We start from the raw sequence: 15048 nt of genomic DNA on the forward strand, positions 1-15048 counted from the left end.
GCCATCATGGCAGAAATCAAGCGGAACCGCCGCAACACGCTCGAGCGCCGGTGCCTTGGCAAGGCTTTCAAGCGCCTTTTCGTGAATTCGCCCAAGGGCGTCTTCAAGATGCTGGAAAAGGTCAAGCGCGCCTAAACAACAATAGACCCAGCAATAAGCCCAGCAGGCCTTTTGCCGACCAGCGTGGCTGCCTTCGGGCGGCCTCGCCTGTGTCTTCATGTTGCAAAGGCAAAAAACCATGAGTTTTTCACTCATGGTTTTTTTTTGGCCTATGATGGAGTCGAGTGCCTGAAACTGAGCGGGCACGAACGCATGAACGACAAATAACGAAAACAACTATGTCTTATCGGCGCCATCTTTTCACCGTCCTGACCCCTACCTACAACCGTGCCCACACGCTGGCGCGCGTATACGAGTCGCTGGCCGAGCAGACCTTCCAGGATTTCGAGTGGCTGGTGGTCGACGATGGCTCCACCGACAATACCCGCGAGCTCGTCCTGGGCTGGCAGCAGCAGGCCAGTTTTCCCATTCGCTACGAATGGCAGCACAACGCCCATAAAAAAACCGCTTTCAACCGCGGCGTGCGTGAAGCGCGCGGCGAACTCATCGTGGCGCTCGACAGCGACGACCGCCTCGACATGAATGCGCTTTATGTCATGGCCCAGGCATGGAGCGCCATGGACCCTTCCGAACGGTCGGCCTTCGTGGCCATAACGGGGCTGTGCGCGCGCCCCGACGGTCACATCGTGGGCGACATGTTCCCTGCCGACGTCTTTGACACCACGGCCATCGACATGTCGTTCAAGCACCATGTCAAGGGCGAAAAATTCGGCTGTATGCGCACCGACGTGCTGCGGCGCTTTCCCTTTCCCGAAGATGTTCCCGGCTTTGTGCCGGAAAGCCTGGTCTGGCGCGCCATGGCGCGTGCCGGCTACCTGACCCGCTTCGTCAACCAGGTGTTTCGCGTTTATTACGAAAGCGGCGGCGCCAGCGGCGACACGCTCACGCGTCACAGCCGTGAAACAGGCGGGGCGCCCCATGCCCAGGGGCTCTGGCTGCTGGCACGCGACACCGTGGTCGAATGCCTGCCGTGGTTCCGTTACCGGCCGCAAGAATTCTTCGCCGCCGCCGCCCGCTACACGCGTTTTGCATTGCACATGAGGCGCAATGGCCAGGCAGCGCCGCGCGGCCGCAAGCTGAATGGCTTGCGCAGCAAGCTGCTGGTGGCGTTGATGTGGCCCGTGGGGGCGGTCCTTTTCCTGCGAGACATCCGCGCGTCGCGCCCCCGTCCGTTGGGTGCGCACGGCTAAGGCTCAGGGCCGGTGCGGCTGCCCGTTTAGTGTTGACAGGCCCTAATGCAAAGTCGCTGACGGAGGGGCCCCGTTTTCGTCGTCCGGGCCGTCGTCCGGCTCATCGTCGTCGGGGGGCGGCGGTTCGCTGCCCAGGGCGAACGGAAGCAGGCTGCCCAGGTCGTCGCTCCAGGCCACTTCGTCGCCTTCTTCGTCGACCTTGATGAAGCGCACGCCTTCGAGATCAGACAGTTGCACCGCCCACAGGTATTCGCATTCGTAGACTTCGCCCTCGGCGATCTGCAGGCCGCCCTGATGCCCGACGATGCGCGCGCCGGTGCCGCCAACCTGCACGGTGACCAGGTCGCTGGCATCTTCGCCGGATTCGAGGGGAACCGCAAAAAGGGCCCATTCGAACCCGGTCTCGGCCGCGTCGACGATTTCGGCCAGCACGGGCTTGCCCATGTAGGCGGTAAGGGCGTCGGCCGTGCGGCCAAGCATATCGATCTCTTCGGCGGTGAATACGAGCGGCGTGTCTTGATCGGATGTCGGCATGGCGAATATAAAAAGCCCGAAGGGCTGGGCGGGGCAAAGGGGAATGGCGGCGTCGCACGCGGACGCACGAACCATCGCGGACGCACGAACCATTTTAGTCCATGCCGGCCCGGCGCGGTGGTGTACCACCCGCGGCATCGACAGAGCGGCTACGTGCCGGGACCGGTTTGCACGGCCCCACCTCGGCGGCCCCACCTGGGCGGCCCCACTTATTTTCCGCGCTCGGCCTACAATCGGATTTTTCCAAGCATCTCCACTGAAACGGAAGTCATGGCCCAATACGTCTACACAATGAATCGGGTCGGCAAGATCGTGCCCCCCAAGCGGCAGATCCTGCGCGACATCTCCTTGTCCTTTTTTCCCGGCGCCAAGATCGGCGTGCTGGGCCTGAACGGCGCCGGCAAGTCGACCCTGCTGCGCATCATGGCCGGCGTCGACCGCGAGATCGAGGGCGAGGCCATCCCCATGCCCGGGCTCAAGATCGGCTACCTGCAGCAAGAACCCGTGCTCAACCCCGAGCACACCGTGCGCGAATCGGTCGAAGAAGGCCTGGGCGAGCTTTTCTCGGCCCGCAAGCGGCTGGATGAAGTCTATGCCGCCTACGCCGAGCCGGATGCCGATTTCGATGCCCTGGCCGCCGAACAGGCCGAACTCGAAGCCGTCATCGCGGCGGCCGCCTCGAGCGGCTCCGACGACATCGAGCATCAGATGGAAATCGCCGCCGATGCGCTGCGCCTGTCTCCCTGGGACGCCGTGGTCGGCAAGCTTTCCGGCGGCGAGAAGCGCCGGGTGGCGCTATGTCGCCTGCTGCTGTCCAAGCCCGACATGCTGCTGCTTGACGAGCCCACCAACCACCTGGACGCGGAAAGCGTCGAGTGGCTGGAGCTTTTCCTGCGCAAGTTCCCCGGTACGGTCGTTGCTGTTACCCACGATCGCTATTTCCTCGACAACGCCGCCGACTGGATACTGGAGCTGGATCGCGGCCACGGCATCCCCTGGAAGGGCAACTACAGCTCCTGGCTCGAGCAGAAGGACGAGCGCCTCAAGCAGGAAGAGGCGGCCGAGTCCGCGCGCCAGCGCACCATCAAGAAAGAGCTCGAGTGGGTCAGGCAGAACCCCAAGGGCCGGCAGGCCAAGGCCAAGGCCAGGCTGGCCCGTTTCGAAGAGCTGTCCTCGCACGACTACCAGAAGCGCAACGAAACCCAAGAGATCTTCATCCCCGTGGCCGAGCGCCTGGGCAACGAGGTGATCGAGTTCGAGGGCGTGTCCAAGGGCTTTGGCGATCGGCTGCTGATCGACGATCTCAGCTTCAAGGTGCCGGCGGGTGCTATCGTGGGCATCATCGGGGCCAACGGCGCCGGGAAATCCACGCTATTCCGCATGATCGCGGGCAAGGACCAGCCCGATTCCGGCCAGGTAAAAATAGGCCAGACAGTACAGCTGGCCTATGTGGACCAGTCGCGTGAAGCCCTGCCCGATGAAAAAACCGTATTCGAGGCCCTGTCCGACGGCGCCGACCTCATCACCATCGGCAAGTTCGAGATGTCCTCGCGCGCCTACCTGGGGCGCTTCAACTTCAAGGGAAGCGACCAGAACAAGCGGGTGGGCAATCTTTCGGGCGGTGAGCGCGGCCGCTTCCACCTGGCCAAGACCCTGATCTCGGGCGGCAACGTGCTGCTGCTCGACGAACCGTCCAACGATCTCGACGTCGAAACCTTGCGCGCGCTTGAAGACGCCCTGCTCGAGTTCGCCGGCACTGTCCTCGTCATCAGCCACGACCGGTGGTTCCTCGATCGCATCGCCACCCACATCATGGCTTTCGAAGGCGATTCCCAGGTGGTGTTCTTCGATGGCAACTACCAGGAATACGAGGCCGACAAGCGGCAGCGCCTGGGTGAAGAAGCCGCCAAGCCGCGCCGGCTGCGCTACAAGCCGCTGAAATAAAAGTAATCAAGGGGGTCTGTTGGTTTTTTCGGCCACTTTGTTACATTCATTCAGCAAGTTGTAAAAATAGCCCCGCCGTCATTGGCGGGGCTATTTTTTACCGATGCGGCCTATTTTCGATCTCCAGGCCAAGAGCGGGCCTGGCCGCGGTGTTGGGCCGATTACTTGCTTATAGAATCGTGGGGTGCCACAAGCGGCCTCTGATACAGCTTTTTCTCACGTTAACAATTGCCCTTTTCAGGGCCAGGCAAACCGGTTATCGTGAATTCAATACTGTCAAAAGTCGGGAGTACACAATGAAAACGCAACGTCTTGCCAAGTGCTTTGCCATCGCCATGCTTGCCGCCGCCACGGCGGGCTGTTCTTCTTGGGACAACATGAGCGGCCGTCAAAAAAGCGCGGTTACGGGCGCTGGCTTGGGTGGAGTGGCCGGCGCGGTCATTTCAAGCGGCGGTGTGCTGGGTACGGTCGGCGGCGCAGCCATCGGCGGCGTCATTGGCGACCAGGTCGGCAAGAACCGCTGATCGCGTCGCGGGTCTTTCCCGGTGGCTCGCACCGAGCCGCCGGGCTCATGCATGGCCTGCGTGCCGGTCCTTACGGGCCGCCACGCAGGCCTGATTGTTTTTATGTCCCATGGGGCGGCAAGGCTCTTCGAGACCGCTGGTGCCGCCGCCACAATAAAAAGCCAGCCGTCATGGCTGGCCTTGCCCTGCAGCCGGATGAGGCTTAAGGTGCGGTGGCTTCGGCGCCGGGCTGCGGCATCTCGATCTTGACTTCGAGCACCTCGAGCGACTCTTGCCGGTCGAGATTGACCTTGATGTCTTCGGGATTGATCTTGACGTAGCGCGAAATGACCTCGACCAGCTCTTTTTGCAGCTGCGGCAGGTAGTCGGGGCCTGAGCCGGTGCCGCGCTCATTGATCAGGATGAGCTGCAGGCGGTCTTTGGCGACGCTGGCGGAAGTCTTTTTTTGTCCGAGTAGAAATGACAGGAACGACATATCACTTGCCTCCGAAAAGGCGCTTGAACAGGCCGGGTTTTTCGTAATCGACGAAGCGCAGGGCTTTTTCTTCGCCAAGGTAGCGCGCGACCACGTCTTGGTAAGCTGCGGCGACGTCGCTGTCTCGGATGTGGATGGCGGGAACGCCCTGGTTGGACGCCTGCAGCACCGATTCGGATTCGGGAATGACGCCGATGAGCTTGATGCGCAGGATGTCTTCGATATCTTGCAGAGATAGCATCTCGCCGTCGGCCACGCGCTTGGGATGGTAGCGGGTAAGCAAGAGGTATTCCTTGATGGGCTCTTCGCTGTTGACCGCGCGGTGAGATTTGGCCGCCAGTATGCCCAGAATGCGGTCAGAGTCGCGTACCGACGAGACTTCCGGGTTGGTGACGACGATGGCGTCGTCGGCAAAGTACGAGGCCATGAGGGCGCCGGTCTCGATGCCGGCCGGCGAGTCGCACACAATGTACTCGAAGCCCATTTCCTTGAGGTCGTTGAGGGTTTTCTCGACGCCTTCCTTGGTCAGGGCCTCTTTGTCGCGCGTTTGCGAGGCGGGCAGAATATAGAGGTTCTCGAGTTGTTTGTCGCGGATCAGGGCCTGGTTCAGCGTGGCTTCACCCTGGATGACGTTGACGAAATCGTAAACGACCCGGCGCTCGCAACCCATGATCAGGTCGAGGTTACGCAGGCCCACGTCGAAATCGATGACGACGGTCTTGTGGCCACGCATGGCCAGACCGGATGAAAAACTGGCGCTGGTGGTGGTTTTGCCCACGCCGCCTTTGCCGGAAGTCACCACAACGATGCGTGTCATGACGATTGAGTTCCTCTAGATATAAATCACGTAATCGTAAAGCAAAACTTTGCTCGATTGCCGCGACTTGACGTTAATTGAATAAAGGCTTGGCAACAAATGTTGTCATTGCGTTTTTGTGTTCAACGCCGTGATCTGCAATGTTTCGCCGTCGAGCTGCACGATGGCGGCCTGGTTGTGCAGCTCGGTTTCGAGCTTGGTTTCAATGACCCGGTACACGCCGGCGATGGCGACCAGCTCGGGGTCGAGCTGGGTGGCGAAGATGCGGGCGCTGGTGTCGCCGCGCGCACCGGCCATGGCCTTGCCGCGCAAGGGGCCGTAGACATGGATATTGCCGTCGGCGATAACCTCGGCGCCCTGGCTTACGACGCCGATGACGATCAGGTCGGTGTCGCGCGCATAAATGCGCTGGCCCGACCGCAGCTGGCGGTTGATCACCATGGCTGCGGGGGCCACTGCCGGCGTGGCGGGCTCTGGGGCGGCGGGTGCGCCGGGCTCGGCCTGCGGCGCCGCGGCTGCGGGCGCCACCACGGGCACTTCCGCTTCGGGGGCGGGCTTGCTGGCAGGGCGCGCGGGCGGGCTGGACAGGTCGACCTCGGTCAGCCCGCAGGCGCGGGCCGCCTCGAGCAGCGCACCTTGCGCGACGACCCCGATGGGATACAGCCGGTGCTCGCGCAGCGATTGCAGCAACACAGGCCAGTCGACCGGGGTTTCGAGGCCAGACGCGTCGATGACGACCGGCTCGTTCTCGAAGAAAGAGCCCGCGTCATGCATGCGCTGGTCGAGCGCGGCCTGTAGCTGGCTTGCGTCGCTGCTGTGCAGCACGACCCGTACGGCATAGAGCGCCGCGCTTTTGAAATCGAGCGCGGCGGCCCCCTTGTGTTTGGTGGTGGATTTACTCACTGCCCTTGCTTACCCAAAGAAACCATGCCCGACAAAATACCAGAAGTCGGGCCTAAAACCGAGTGTTTTTGTGAACGGGGGCTGCTTGCGCGTGCCCGCGGCCATTGTGTTGGCCCCTTCATATCCACGCGTCGCGCAGCGTGGTGCTGCGGTTGAGCACCGGGCGCTCGGCCGTGGAATCGAAACGGTCGGCCACGAAATAGCCCAGCCTTTCGAACTGCCAGAAGTGTTCGGGGTGCGCCTGGGTGCCGGGCTCGAGCCAGGCCTGGACGGTCTGGAAAGAGTGGGGGTTGAGGGCGTCGAGGTAGTTCTTGTCGCCGCTGTCGGGGTGCGGGTCGGCGAACAGGCGGTCGTACAGCCTGACCTCGGCGGCGACGGCGTGTGCCGCGCTGACCCAGGTGATGTTGCCCTTGACCTTGACCGAGTCGGCGCCCGGCGTGCCGCTTTTGGTTTCGGGCAGGTATTCGGCGTGCACTTCCACCACGCGCCCGGAGTCGTCCTTGACGCAGCCGGTGCAGCGCACGATGTAGCCGTACTTGAGCCGCACTGTATTGCCTGGAAAAAGCCTGAAGTATTTCTTGGGCGGTTCTTCGCGGAAATCGTCGCGCTCGATCCAGAGCTCGCGCGAGAAGGGGAATTCGCGCATGCCGAGTTCGGGTTCGTGCGGGTTGCGCGGCGCGTGGCACAGCTCGCTTTGGCCCTCGGGGTAGTTGGTGATGACCAGCTTGAGCGGGTCGAGCACGGCCACGCGTCGTTCGGCACGCGGGTCGAGGTCGTCGCGCAGGGCCTGCTCGAGCAGGCTGTAGCCGATGCGCGAATCGGCCTTGGAAACGCCCAGGCGCTCACAGAACAGGCGGATGGATTCGGGCGTATAGCCGCGCCGGCGCAGGCCGGCCAATGTGGGCATGCGGGGGTCGTCCCAGCCGGCCACATGGCCGCCGCGCACCAGTTCGAGCAGCTTGCGCTTGCTGGTGACGACGTAGCTGAGGTTCAGGCGGGCGAATTCGATCTGCTGCGGCAGCGGACGCCGCAGGCGGCCCAGGCCGGCCAGTTTTTCAAGTATCCACTCGTAGAAGGGGCGCTGGTCTTCGAATTCGAGGGTGCAGAAGCTGTGCGTGATGCCCTCGAGCGCGTCTTCGACGGGGTGGGCCCAGGTGTACATGGGGTAGATGCACCATTCGCTGCCCGTGCGATGGTGCGGCACATGGCGTATGCGATACAGCACGGGATCGCGCATGTTCATATTGGGCGAGGCCATGTCGATTTTGGCGCGCAGCGCCATGCTGCCGTCGGGGTGCTTGCCGGCGCGCATGGCTTCGAGCAGGGCCAGCGATTCGGCCGCCGGGCGGTTGCGCCAGGGCGAATCGCTGCCTTTTTCGGTAAGCGTACCCCGGGTTTCACGCATCTGCTCTGGCGATTGCTCGTCGACATAGGCGTCGCCCGATTCGATCAGGGCGCGCGCAAATTCGTACATGAAGCCGAAATAGTCGCTGGCGTAATACAGGTTTTCTTCGCCTTGGTGCTTCCAGTCGAAGCCCAGCCACTTGACCGCCTCGATGATGGCCTTGACGTATTCGTCTTCTTCCTTTTCGGGGTTGGTGTCGTCGAACCGCAGGTGACAGGCGCCCTGGTAGTCGCGGGCCAGGCCGAAGTTCAGGCAGATGCTTTTGGCGTGGCCTATGTGCAGGTAGCCGTTGGGTTCGGGCGGGAACCGCGTGCGGATGCGCGCCCTGTCGACCTCGCCGCCCTGTTGCACGTCGGCGGGCCCGGGGCGCCCGGCCCAGAGCTTGTTGTCGTAGCGGCCCTCGGCAAGGTCGCGCTCGATGATCGTGCGAAGAAAATTGGAGGTGGATGGGGTGGAAGCAGCGGTCATTGCGGAAAGCGGAATGGAAAAACATGCGAAGTAAGCATTTTGCCACGTTCACATATATTTGCCCGCGCGTGCGCCCAAAATCCGTGTTCAGGCTCTAAACTAGCGGGCATTATGAATACGACCGTCTGGCTTTCTCAGATCCAGTCTCTCGTCAGCCTGGGGTTCATGTCGCTGTTTCTGCTCATCGAGCTGGGCCTGGCCTGGGTGCTGCTGTTCTTCAGGCTGGCCGACCGGTACTCGCCCGGCAATGCCTGGATGCTTGCCTATCGGTTCTGGGTGCGCGTCTATGCGCTGGCGGCGATTCTGGCCCTGGCGGCCGGCATCCCGGTGCTCATCGAGCTGGGCAGCCTCTGGCCAGGCCTGCTCGATCGCATCGGCGACGTGGCCGGCCCCTTGCTGGCGGCCGCCATCCTGACCACCTTCATCGTCAAGTCGTGCTTCATGAGCGCCATGCTGTTCGGCCAGCGCAGCCTGTCCGACACCGCATACACGGCCGTGGTGTTCATGGTGGCGGCCGGCACCACGCTTTCCGTCCTGTGGGTCCTGGCGCTGGTGGGCTGGATGCAGACTCCGGCGGGCACGGGCTTCTTGAACGGAGAGTATTTCGTCACCGACTGGTATCAGGTGGTCTTCAATCCCTCTGTGGGCTGGCTGTTCCTGCTGCTGGCGGCGGCGTCGGGCATGGCCGTGGCCTTCATGCTGTTGGGCGTGATCGCGGGCCGGGCGTCGTCGCTGCCGGCCGACGACAGCGGCCGCCAGGTCTTCCGTGCCGGCGCAGTCATCGGGCTGGCGGCCGTGCTCTTGTATGGCGTGGCCATCACGGGCTACGGCCGCATGGTTGCCACCTACCAGCCGGCCAAGGCGGCGGCCACGGCGGCCTACTGGCAAAGCGGGCAGCAGCCCGATCTGGTGCTGTTCGGGTGGCCTGACGAGCAGCGCGAGTCCACGCGTGCCGTGCTGGCCTGGCCTCATGCCGGTGGAAAATGGCTGGGTTTCGACGAAGACGGGAGCCTGATCGGGCTCGACCATTTTTCGGGCATGCAGCCGCCCGTGGCGCTTACCTTCTGGTCATTCCGGGTGGCGCTGGCGGTGGCGCTGGCCATGCTCGTCGCCGCCTGCGGAGCATTGTGGTGCATGCGGCGCAAATATATTGAACACGGCGACCTGCCGGCCGGCTGGAGGCGCTTCTTCTCCTGCATGACCTTTCTCGGCTGGCTGGCCGGGCCCGCCCTGCTGTGCCACGTGCTGGCGGGGCAGGCACCCTTCATCATCAGCCAGACCGTCACTTTCATGGAAGTCGCCGGCTCCACCCGGCCCTCCCACCTGGTCATGGGCATTGCAGCCCACCTGGCTGTGTACAGTGCGTTGCTTCTGGGCTTCATCCATTTGCTGCGGCACGGCGTGCAGTACGGCGTGGTGCCGGTGGCCCGCAGAAGGGGTAGGGCGTGATAGTCGATACGCTGGTCGAACTGCTGGGGTTCAGCGCTGAAGATCCGGCGTTCTGGATGCCCCTGGTTTTCATGGGCCTGCTGTTCGCCATCGTGGTGGCGGCCACGCTTCTCGACGGCTTCGACATCGGCGTGGGCTGCCTCGCCCTGGTGGCGCCCCGCGAGCTTCGTCCACGCATGCTGTCCCTGTTGAGTCCATGGCGCGACGCCAACGAGTTCTGGCTGTTCCTGGGGCTGGGCGTATTCGTCGCGGCCTTTCCCAATGCATGGGGCAGCATCATGGGCCAGCTTTACCTGCCGCTTTGCCTGCTGGCGCTGGGCGTGCTGCTTCGGTCGGTTTCATTCGAATTCCGTCTGCGCGCGCCGCTCAATCTGCAGCAGCGCTGGATACTGGGCTTCGGCCTGGGCTCGCTGGCCACCGCCGCGGCCCATGGCTTGTTGCTTGCGCGGCTGGTCGTCGGCTATCGAAGCGGCGGCGGCTACCTGGCCTTCGGCCTGTTCGTGGCGCTGTGCTGCGTGGCGGCCTACTGCCTGCTGGGCGCCGCGTGGCTGATCATGCGCGAGCAGGGGCCGCTGAGGTTGCGCGCGGTATTCTGGGGCCGCCGTGCGGTCAGGTGGGCGGCAGCGGGTGCGGTCGCCGTGTCGGTGGTGCTGGCCTTCGCCAACACAGGCGTGTTCCTCAAATGGAGCGACGGGCCGCAATGGTCGCTGGTGGCCTGCCTGTGGATCGTGCTGCTGGTCTGCTTCGTGGTCATCGAGATCACCCTGCAGCGCATGGTCACCCACAGCGACGGCACGACCATGCTGCCGTTCCTGGCCACGCTGCTGGCCTTCCTGGTGATTCTCGGTGGCCTGTTCTACAGCTTCTTCCCCTATCTGGTGCTCGACAATATCACCATCTGGGACGCCTCGGCCTCGGTAAGCTCGCTGGGGCTGGTGCTGGCCGCCTCCATCGTGGCCCTGCCCGTGGCGCTCATCTTCAACATCTGGGTGTACTGGCGCATGTTCGGCCTGTCGCGCGCCCCGGTGCCGCCGGGCTTGAACAGAACCGGCCGCTGACATTGCCCTTACGTGTCGTGCAGCCCTGTGGCTGGCTCACCGGCTGGCGACGACAAAGGCAGCCGCACCGTTACCTTCAGGCCGCCCGACTTGGCCTCGTCCAGCGACAGGCTGCCGCCGTGGGCCCGTGCGATTGAGTTGCACAGCGCCAGGCCCAGGCCCACCGACCCGGTCAGGGTGCGGGCGTCGTCCAGGCGCGAAAAGGGACGCAGCGCCTCGACGCGCCGCTCTTTTGAAATGCCCGGGCCATGATCGGAAATCGTCATGACGGCATGCGTCGCGGTGGCCGACAGGCCGATGTCGATGGGCGGAGACGCATAGTTCAGCGCGTTGGTGATCAGGTTGTCCAGCAGCCTGCCCAGGGCGAACCCGTCGGCGCGGAGCATGACGCCGCGCGGCAGAGGCTCGAGCAGCTTCACGTCGCTGCCTGCGCTTTTCCAGGTGCCGACGTGCTCTTGCAGCCAGTCGCCCAGGTCAAGCCGGGTGAAGCGGTAATTGGCGGGATCGGTGCCGCGCACGAAGCCGATGAACTGGTCGACCATGCGCTGCATGTCCTGCAGGTCGTGGCGCAGGCCCTCTTTGAGCGCCGCCTCGTCCATCATTTCGATGCGCAGCCACATGCGCGAGAGCGGGCCCTTGAGATCGTGGGGCAGGCCCGCCAGCAGGGTGCGGCGCACCGCATCCGATTCGTTCAGGGCGTCGAGCATTGCATTAAAGCGTTCGCCCAGGGCGCGCGTTTCGCTCGGGCCCGCCGGCACCACCCTTTGGGGCTGGCCCGCGGCAAGCTGGTCGGCCGCCTTGGCCAGGCGGGTAAGGGGGCGGGTAATGTGCCAGGAGAAGGCGGCCGAGATCAGCAGGATGATGCCCATGCCGGCCAGCCATATCGCGACCAGGGGCGTCGCCACCGGCGGCGCCAGCCTGTCCAGCGGGATGACCAGCCATTCACGGGTGGCCATGGCGGTGGCGTCGCCTTCGTCGGGTTGAAGCGAGATGTAGATGCGTGGCGTGGGGCCGCGCGACAGGGCGACGTGCGTGCCGTCGTCCAGGCGCACGTTGAGCGCGTCGACGAGCTTGCGCAGGTCGTGCCTGAGGTCGTCATGCCTGGGAGGAGGCGGCCGGTCGGGCGGATGGCCATGGTCTTCGGAACGCTGGTGGCCGGATGGAGGAGGGCGGCGTGGCCGCCGCTCGAGCTCTGCTTCGGAAGGCAGGCTGCGGGACCACAACCGCCATTCATTGCGTGAGGCCTCGCGCACGAAGCCGGCCCGTTCGTCCGCGGGGATCTCGGCCAGCGCGGCGCGCAGCGTCCGTATCGTGGTCGAGACGATTTCGACCGTGACGGTTTCGGTGAACTGGTTGCGGAAGTAGCTAACCGAGGCCATGGTGCCCGCCTGCACCAGCAGTATGGTGCCCAGGGTCAGCAATATAAGGCGGGCGCGAAGCGACCGCGGAAAGAGGCGCAGCGGCATCATGCGGCCTTAGGGGGAAAAGCGGTAGCCCACGCCCCAGACGGTCTGGATCCAGCGCGGCTGCTTGGGGTCGTCTTCGATGGCGCGGCGCAGGCGCAGGATGGCGATGTCGATGGCCCGGTCGTTGCGCTCGCCCTCTTCGTCGTCGCGCGCCAGCGCCAGCAGGCGATCGCGCGACAGGGGCTTGCCCGGATTGGCCACCAGGGCCTCGAGCAGGTTGACCTCGCCGCCCGTAAGCTTGATTGGGGTTGAACCGCGCGACAACTGGCGTGTGGCCGGGTCGAACACAAAGGGGCCGAACTCGACCGGCTTGCCCTTGATGAAGGCCGACGCGCCTTTCTTGCGCCTTAGCACGGCCTCGATGCGGGCGAGCAGTTCGCGCGGGTCGAAGGGCTTGCCCAGGTAGTCGTCGGCGCCGGCTTCGAGGCCTATGACGCGGTCGACGGTTTCGTCGCGGCCCGTAAGCAGGATGACGGGGATGTCTTCGCCTTGCTGGCGCAGGCGGCGGCACGCTTCGGCGCCGTCGCCATCGGGCATCATGCGGTCGAGCACGATGAGGTCGGGGCAGTAGCGCTCGATACGGGTTTCGAGATCGCTGCCGTCGGGCGCAAGCAAGGTATCATAGCCATGCCGGTTCAGGTAGTCGGCCAGCAGTTGACGCAAGGCGGGGTCGTCGTCGACCACCAGCACTTTGGTGTGGTTTTTTTCCATGATGACGCCAGTGTGCCCACAGAACAGTCCACTGGCAAGTTTCCGAAATCGATTGAAATAACCGATGCGCCCCAGTCACTTCTTTCAACCGCATCCAGCGACCGCAACGCCTCTTTTCCATGCCGCGTGGCGGCCATTTGCGCGCCCGTCCCCGGGGTTGGCCGCCTGCGCTTCTACAGGCGGGCCTTTCGCATGAAGCCGCCCTACATCGATTCGCTTGGCAAGCGCCTGAAGGACTACGCCTGGCTCTCCGACCTGCCGGCCATGCTGTTCTGGGCGGCGCTGGTGGGCGTGCTGGCGGCCCTGTCCACGCTGGGTTTCTACCAGTGCATGCACTTCATTCTCTCGCTGGTGGGCGGCGACAGCGGTTCGGTGGTGCAGACCATGCAGGGGCTGCCGTGGTACGGGCGCCTGCTTCTGCCCGCCGCCGGCGGGGTGGTGGCCGGCTGCCTGCTGCACTGGGCCGAAAAGCGCGGTTCCCACACAAGCTCCGACTACATGGAGGCGGTGGCCATCGGCAACGGGCGCCTTTCCATCGGCCAGGGGCTGCTGCGTTCGGTTTCGTCGCTGTTTACGGTGGTGTCGGGAGGCTCTATCGGCCGCGAGGGGGCCATGGTGCATCTTGGGGCCATGGGCGCGTCCATCGTGGGGCGGGTCGCCCGCCTGGACACCACTCGCCTGCGCCTACTGGTTGCCTGCGGTGCGGCGGCGGGGGTTTCGGCCGCCTATGGGGCGCCCATTGCCGGCGCCCTGTTCGTGGCTGAAATCGTGCTGGGCGCCATGGCCATTCAAAGCGTCGGCCCATTGCTGATTTCGGCCGCGTTCGCCAATCTCACCATGAGGGCCACCGGCCACTACCATATCGTCTATCCCATCGAGGGCCTGGCGCAGGCCGACGGGGTACAGATACTGCCTTTCGTGGTGCTGGGCCTGTTGTCGGGGCTATTGGCCCCGCAGTTCCTGCGTTTTCTGGGCCTGGCGCGCGGCATGTTCCAGGACACCGGCTTTTCCCTGCCGGTGCGCTTGGGCGTCGGCGGCCTGCTCGTGGGCCTGCTCCTCATCTCTTTTCCCTACGTGGCGGGCAACGGCTTCAGCGTCGTCACCTCGATGCTCCATCATTCATGGACCTGGCAGGCGCTGCTGACCATCCTGCTGCTCAAGGTGCTGGCCACCGCCTTCACGGTGGGCTCGGGGGCGGTCGGCGGCGTATTCACCCCCGCCTTGCTGGTGGGGGCGGCATTCGGCGCCTTGTTCGGCAAGCTCGCGCTGTTTGTCTGGCCCGATGTGGGCGTGTCGCTGTACCTGTTCACGCTAGTGGGCATGGGGGCCGTTCTGGGCGCCGCCACCGGGGCTCCTTTGATGGCCATCGTCATGATCTTCGAGATGACGGTCAGCTACCAGCTCGTCCTGCCCCTGATGGTGGCTTGCGTCCTGGCATATTTTGTTTCCAGGGCGGTGGCCCAGGTCGCCATGTACGATGTTACGCTGACACGTGAGCGCGACCTCGTCCTGCGGCGGGGCTTGCGCCATCTGCGCCTGAGCGAACTCGTCCGGCCCGCCGAAACGGTGGTGTCCACAGGCACGCCGGTCAAGGAAGCCCTGCAGATGTTCATGGAATACCCCGTCAAGTACCTTTATGTGGTCGACGAAGACAACGTCTACCAGGGTGTGGTGGCGCAGCGCGACCTGACCAGTTTGCTGATGACGCAAACCGATGTACAGAGCCGCGTGGCCGGGGACGTCGTACGATTCGACTTCCTCAAGCCCTTGCATCCCGACATGGGGCTCGACGAGGCCCAGGCGGTGTTCGTGCAGTTCCAGGGCGAGCGGCTGCCGGTGGTCAGCCGCGATGAGCAGCCCAAGCTGCTGGGGGTCGTCTATAAGTCGGCCCTGCTCGAGAAGTATTCGGCGCTGAAGCGCTCGTTGGATGCCAGCGCCGAGGTGCTGGCCGAGGCCACGCACAGGCGCCGCTAGTGTCCCGTTT

The 15048-nt window shown here is 64.3% G+C and carries 14 protein-coding genes; 7 read left to right on the forward strand and 7 right to left on the reverse strand.

The features are described from left to right. Positions 1-6 precede the first annotated feature (6 nt). Both C7440_RS20170 and C7440_RS04320 read left to right on the forward strand, forming a co-directional pair. Positions 7-135: a hypothetical protein gene (locus C7440_RS20170; RefSeq protein WP_017525512.1), complete on the forward strand. Its 129-nt coding sequence runs from the start codon at positions 7-9 to the stop codon at positions 133-135. Between the two features lie 203 nt (positions 136-338). Beyond that, complete coding sequence (locus tag C7440_RS04320) at positions 339-1310, forward strand: glycosyltransferase family 2 protein (RefSeq protein WP_116517564.1); 972 nt, start codon at positions 339-341, stop codon at positions 1308-1310. Positions 1311-1352: 42 nt separating this feature from the next. Here C7440_RS04320 and C7440_RS04325 read toward each other — a convergent pair whose 3' ends face one another. After that, the gene (locus C7440_RS04325) at positions 1353-1844 is read right to left on the reverse strand and encodes a hypothetical protein (protein WP_165832441.1); all 492 of its coding nucleotides are present in this window, start codon (positions 1842-1844) and stop codon (positions 1353-1355) included. Positions 1845-2114: 270 nt separating this feature from the next. Here C7440_RS04325 and ettA point away from each other — a divergent pair, with 270 nt between their 5' ends. Next, the gene (ettA, locus tag C7440_RS04330; protein WP_116517566.1) at positions 2115-3788 is read left to right on the forward strand and encodes an energy-dependent translational throttle protein EttA; all 1674 of its coding nucleotides are present in this window, start codon (positions 2115-2117) and stop codon (positions 3786-3788) included. A gap of 296 nt (positions 3789-4084) precedes the next feature. Continuing rightward, positions 4085-4312, forward strand: coding sequence for a glycine zipper 2TM domain-containing protein (locus C7440_RS04335; RefSeq protein WP_116517567.1), 228 nt, complete (start codon positions 4085-4087; stop codon positions 4310-4312). A gap of 202 nt (positions 4313-4514) precedes the next feature. On the opposite strand, the gene minE is transcribed toward C7440_RS04335, so the two are convergent. The 4 genes from minE to C7440_RS04355 form a co-directional block, all read right to left on the reverse strand. After that, positions 4515-4787 carry a cell division topological specificity factor MinE gene (gene minE / locus C7440_RS04340; RefSeq protein WP_017525841.1) on the reverse strand — a complete coding sequence of 91 codons (273 nt, stop codon included), beginning with the start codon at positions 4785-4787 and terminating at the stop codon, positions 4515-4517. A gap of 1 nt (position 4788) precedes the next feature. Continuing rightward, positions 4789-5604: a septum site-determining protein MinD gene (minD, locus tag C7440_RS04345; protein WP_017525840.1), complete on the reverse strand. Its 816-nt coding sequence runs from the start codon at positions 5602-5604 to the stop codon at positions 4789-4791. 105 nt (positions 5605-5709) lie between these two features. Next, positions 5710-6507, reverse strand: a complete 798-nt coding sequence (minC, locus tag C7440_RS04350; RefSeq protein WP_116517568.1) for a septum site-determining protein MinC — start codon at positions 6505-6507, stop codon at positions 5710-5712. A 118-nt stretch (positions 6508-6625) separates the two neighbouring features. Then, the gene (locus C7440_RS04355) at positions 6626-8380 is read right to left on the reverse strand and encodes a glutamine--tRNA ligase/YqeY domain fusion protein (RefSeq protein WP_116517569.1); all 1755 of its coding nucleotides are present in this window, start codon (positions 8378-8380) and stop codon (positions 6626-6628) included. A 111-nt stretch (positions 8381-8491) separates the two neighbouring features. Between C7440_RS04355 and C7440_RS04360 the strand changes: the two genes are divergently transcribed. Together C7440_RS04360 and C7440_RS04365 are read left to right on the forward strand one after the other, a co-directional pair. Beyond that, a complete protein-coding gene (locus C7440_RS04360) occupies positions 8492-9829 on the forward strand; it encodes a cytochrome ubiquinol oxidase subunit I (RefSeq protein ID WP_116517570.1) in 1338 nt (445 codons plus the stop codon). Further along, entirely contained in the window at positions 9829-10887 is a 1059-nt protein-coding gene (locus C7440_RS04365; RefSeq protein WP_165832477.1) for a cytochrome d ubiquinol oxidase subunit II, read from the forward strand. The genes C7440_RS04360 and C7440_RS04365 overlap by 1 nt, the downstream gene beginning before the upstream one ends. A gap of 8 nt (positions 10888-10895) precedes the next feature. Here C7440_RS04365 and C7440_RS04370 read toward each other — a convergent pair whose 3' ends face one another. Both C7440_RS04370 and C7440_RS04375 read right to left on the reverse strand, forming a co-directional pair. After that, positions 10896-12356 carry a sensor histidine kinase gene (locus C7440_RS04370; RefSeq protein WP_116517572.1) on the reverse strand — a complete coding sequence of 487 codons (1461 nt, stop codon included), beginning with the start codon at positions 12354-12356 and terminating at the stop codon, positions 10896-10898. Positions 12357-12362: 6 nt separating this feature from the next. Beyond that, the gene (locus C7440_RS04375) at positions 12363-13064 is read right to left on the reverse strand and encodes a response regulator (protein WP_116517573.1); all 702 of its coding nucleotides are present in this window, start codon (positions 13062-13064) and stop codon (positions 12363-12365) included. A gap of 192 nt (positions 13065-13256) precedes the next feature. Here C7440_RS04375 and C7440_RS04380 point away from each other — a divergent pair, with 192 nt between their 5' ends. Next, the gene (locus C7440_RS04380; protein WP_165832442.1) at positions 13257-15038 is read left to right on the forward strand and encodes a ClcB-like voltage-gated chloride channel protein; all 1782 of its coding nucleotides are present in this window, start codon (positions 13257-13259) and stop codon (positions 15036-15038) included. Positions 15039-15048 lie beyond the last annotated feature (10 nt).

Origin of the sequence: Pusillimonas noertemannii, assembly GCF_003096595.1 — a bacterium.
Classification (GTDB): domain Bacteria; phylum Pseudomonadota; class Gammaproteobacteria; order Burkholderiales; family Burkholderiaceae_B; genus Pusillimonas; species Pusillimonas noertemannii.

What these genes read in the sequence shown, in the direction of transcription:
- C7440_RS04325 (WP_165832441.1), bottom strand. Translation starts at nt 1,844, where the DNA reads ATGCCGACATCCGATCAAGACACGCCGCTCGTATTCACCGCCGAAGAG.
- C7440_RS04355 (WP_116517569.1), bottom strand. Translation starts at nt 8,380, where the DNA reads ATGACCGCTGCTTCCACCCCATCCACCTCCAATTTTCTTCGCACGATC.
- minE (WP_017525841.1), bottom strand. Translation starts at nt 4,787, where the DNA reads ATGTCGTTCCTGTCATTTCTACTCGGACAAAAAAAGACTTCCGCCAGC.
- C7440_RS04320 (WP_116517564.1), top strand. Translation starts at nt 339, where the DNA reads ATGTCTTATCGGCGCCATCTTTTCACCGTCCTGACCCCTACCTACAAC.
- C7440_RS04360 (WP_116517570.1), top strand. Translation starts at nt 8,492, where the DNA reads ATGAATACGACCGTCTGGCTTTCTCAGATCCAGTCTCTCGTCAGCCTG.
- minD (WP_017525840.1), bottom strand. Translation starts at nt 5,604, where the DNA reads ATGACACGCATCGTTGTGGTGACTTCCGGCAAAGGCGGCGTGGGCAAA.
- C7440_RS20170 (WP_017525512.1), top strand. Translation starts at nt 7, where the DNA reads ATGGCAGAAATCAAGCGGAACCGCCGCAACACGCTCGAGCGCCGGTGC.
- C7440_RS04375 (WP_116517573.1), bottom strand. Translation starts at nt 13,064, where the DNA reads ATGGAAAAAAACCACACCAAAGTGCTGGTGGTCGACGACGACCCCGCC.
- ettA (WP_116517566.1), top strand. Translation starts at nt 2,115, where the DNA reads ATGGCCCAATACGTCTACACAATGAATCGGGTCGGCAAGATCGTGCCC.
- C7440_RS04335 (WP_116517567.1), top strand. Translation starts at nt 4,085, where the DNA reads ATGAAAACGCAACGTCTTGCCAAGTGCTTTGCCATCGCCATGCTTGCC.
- C7440_RS04380 (WP_165832442.1), top strand. Translation starts at nt 13,257, where the DNA reads ATGAAGCCGCCCTACATCGATTCGCTTGGCAAGCGCCTGAAGGACTAC.
- C7440_RS04370 (WP_116517572.1), bottom strand. Translation starts at nt 12,356, where the DNA reads ATGATGCCGCTGCGCCTCTTTCCGCGGTCGCTTCGCGCCCGCCTTATA.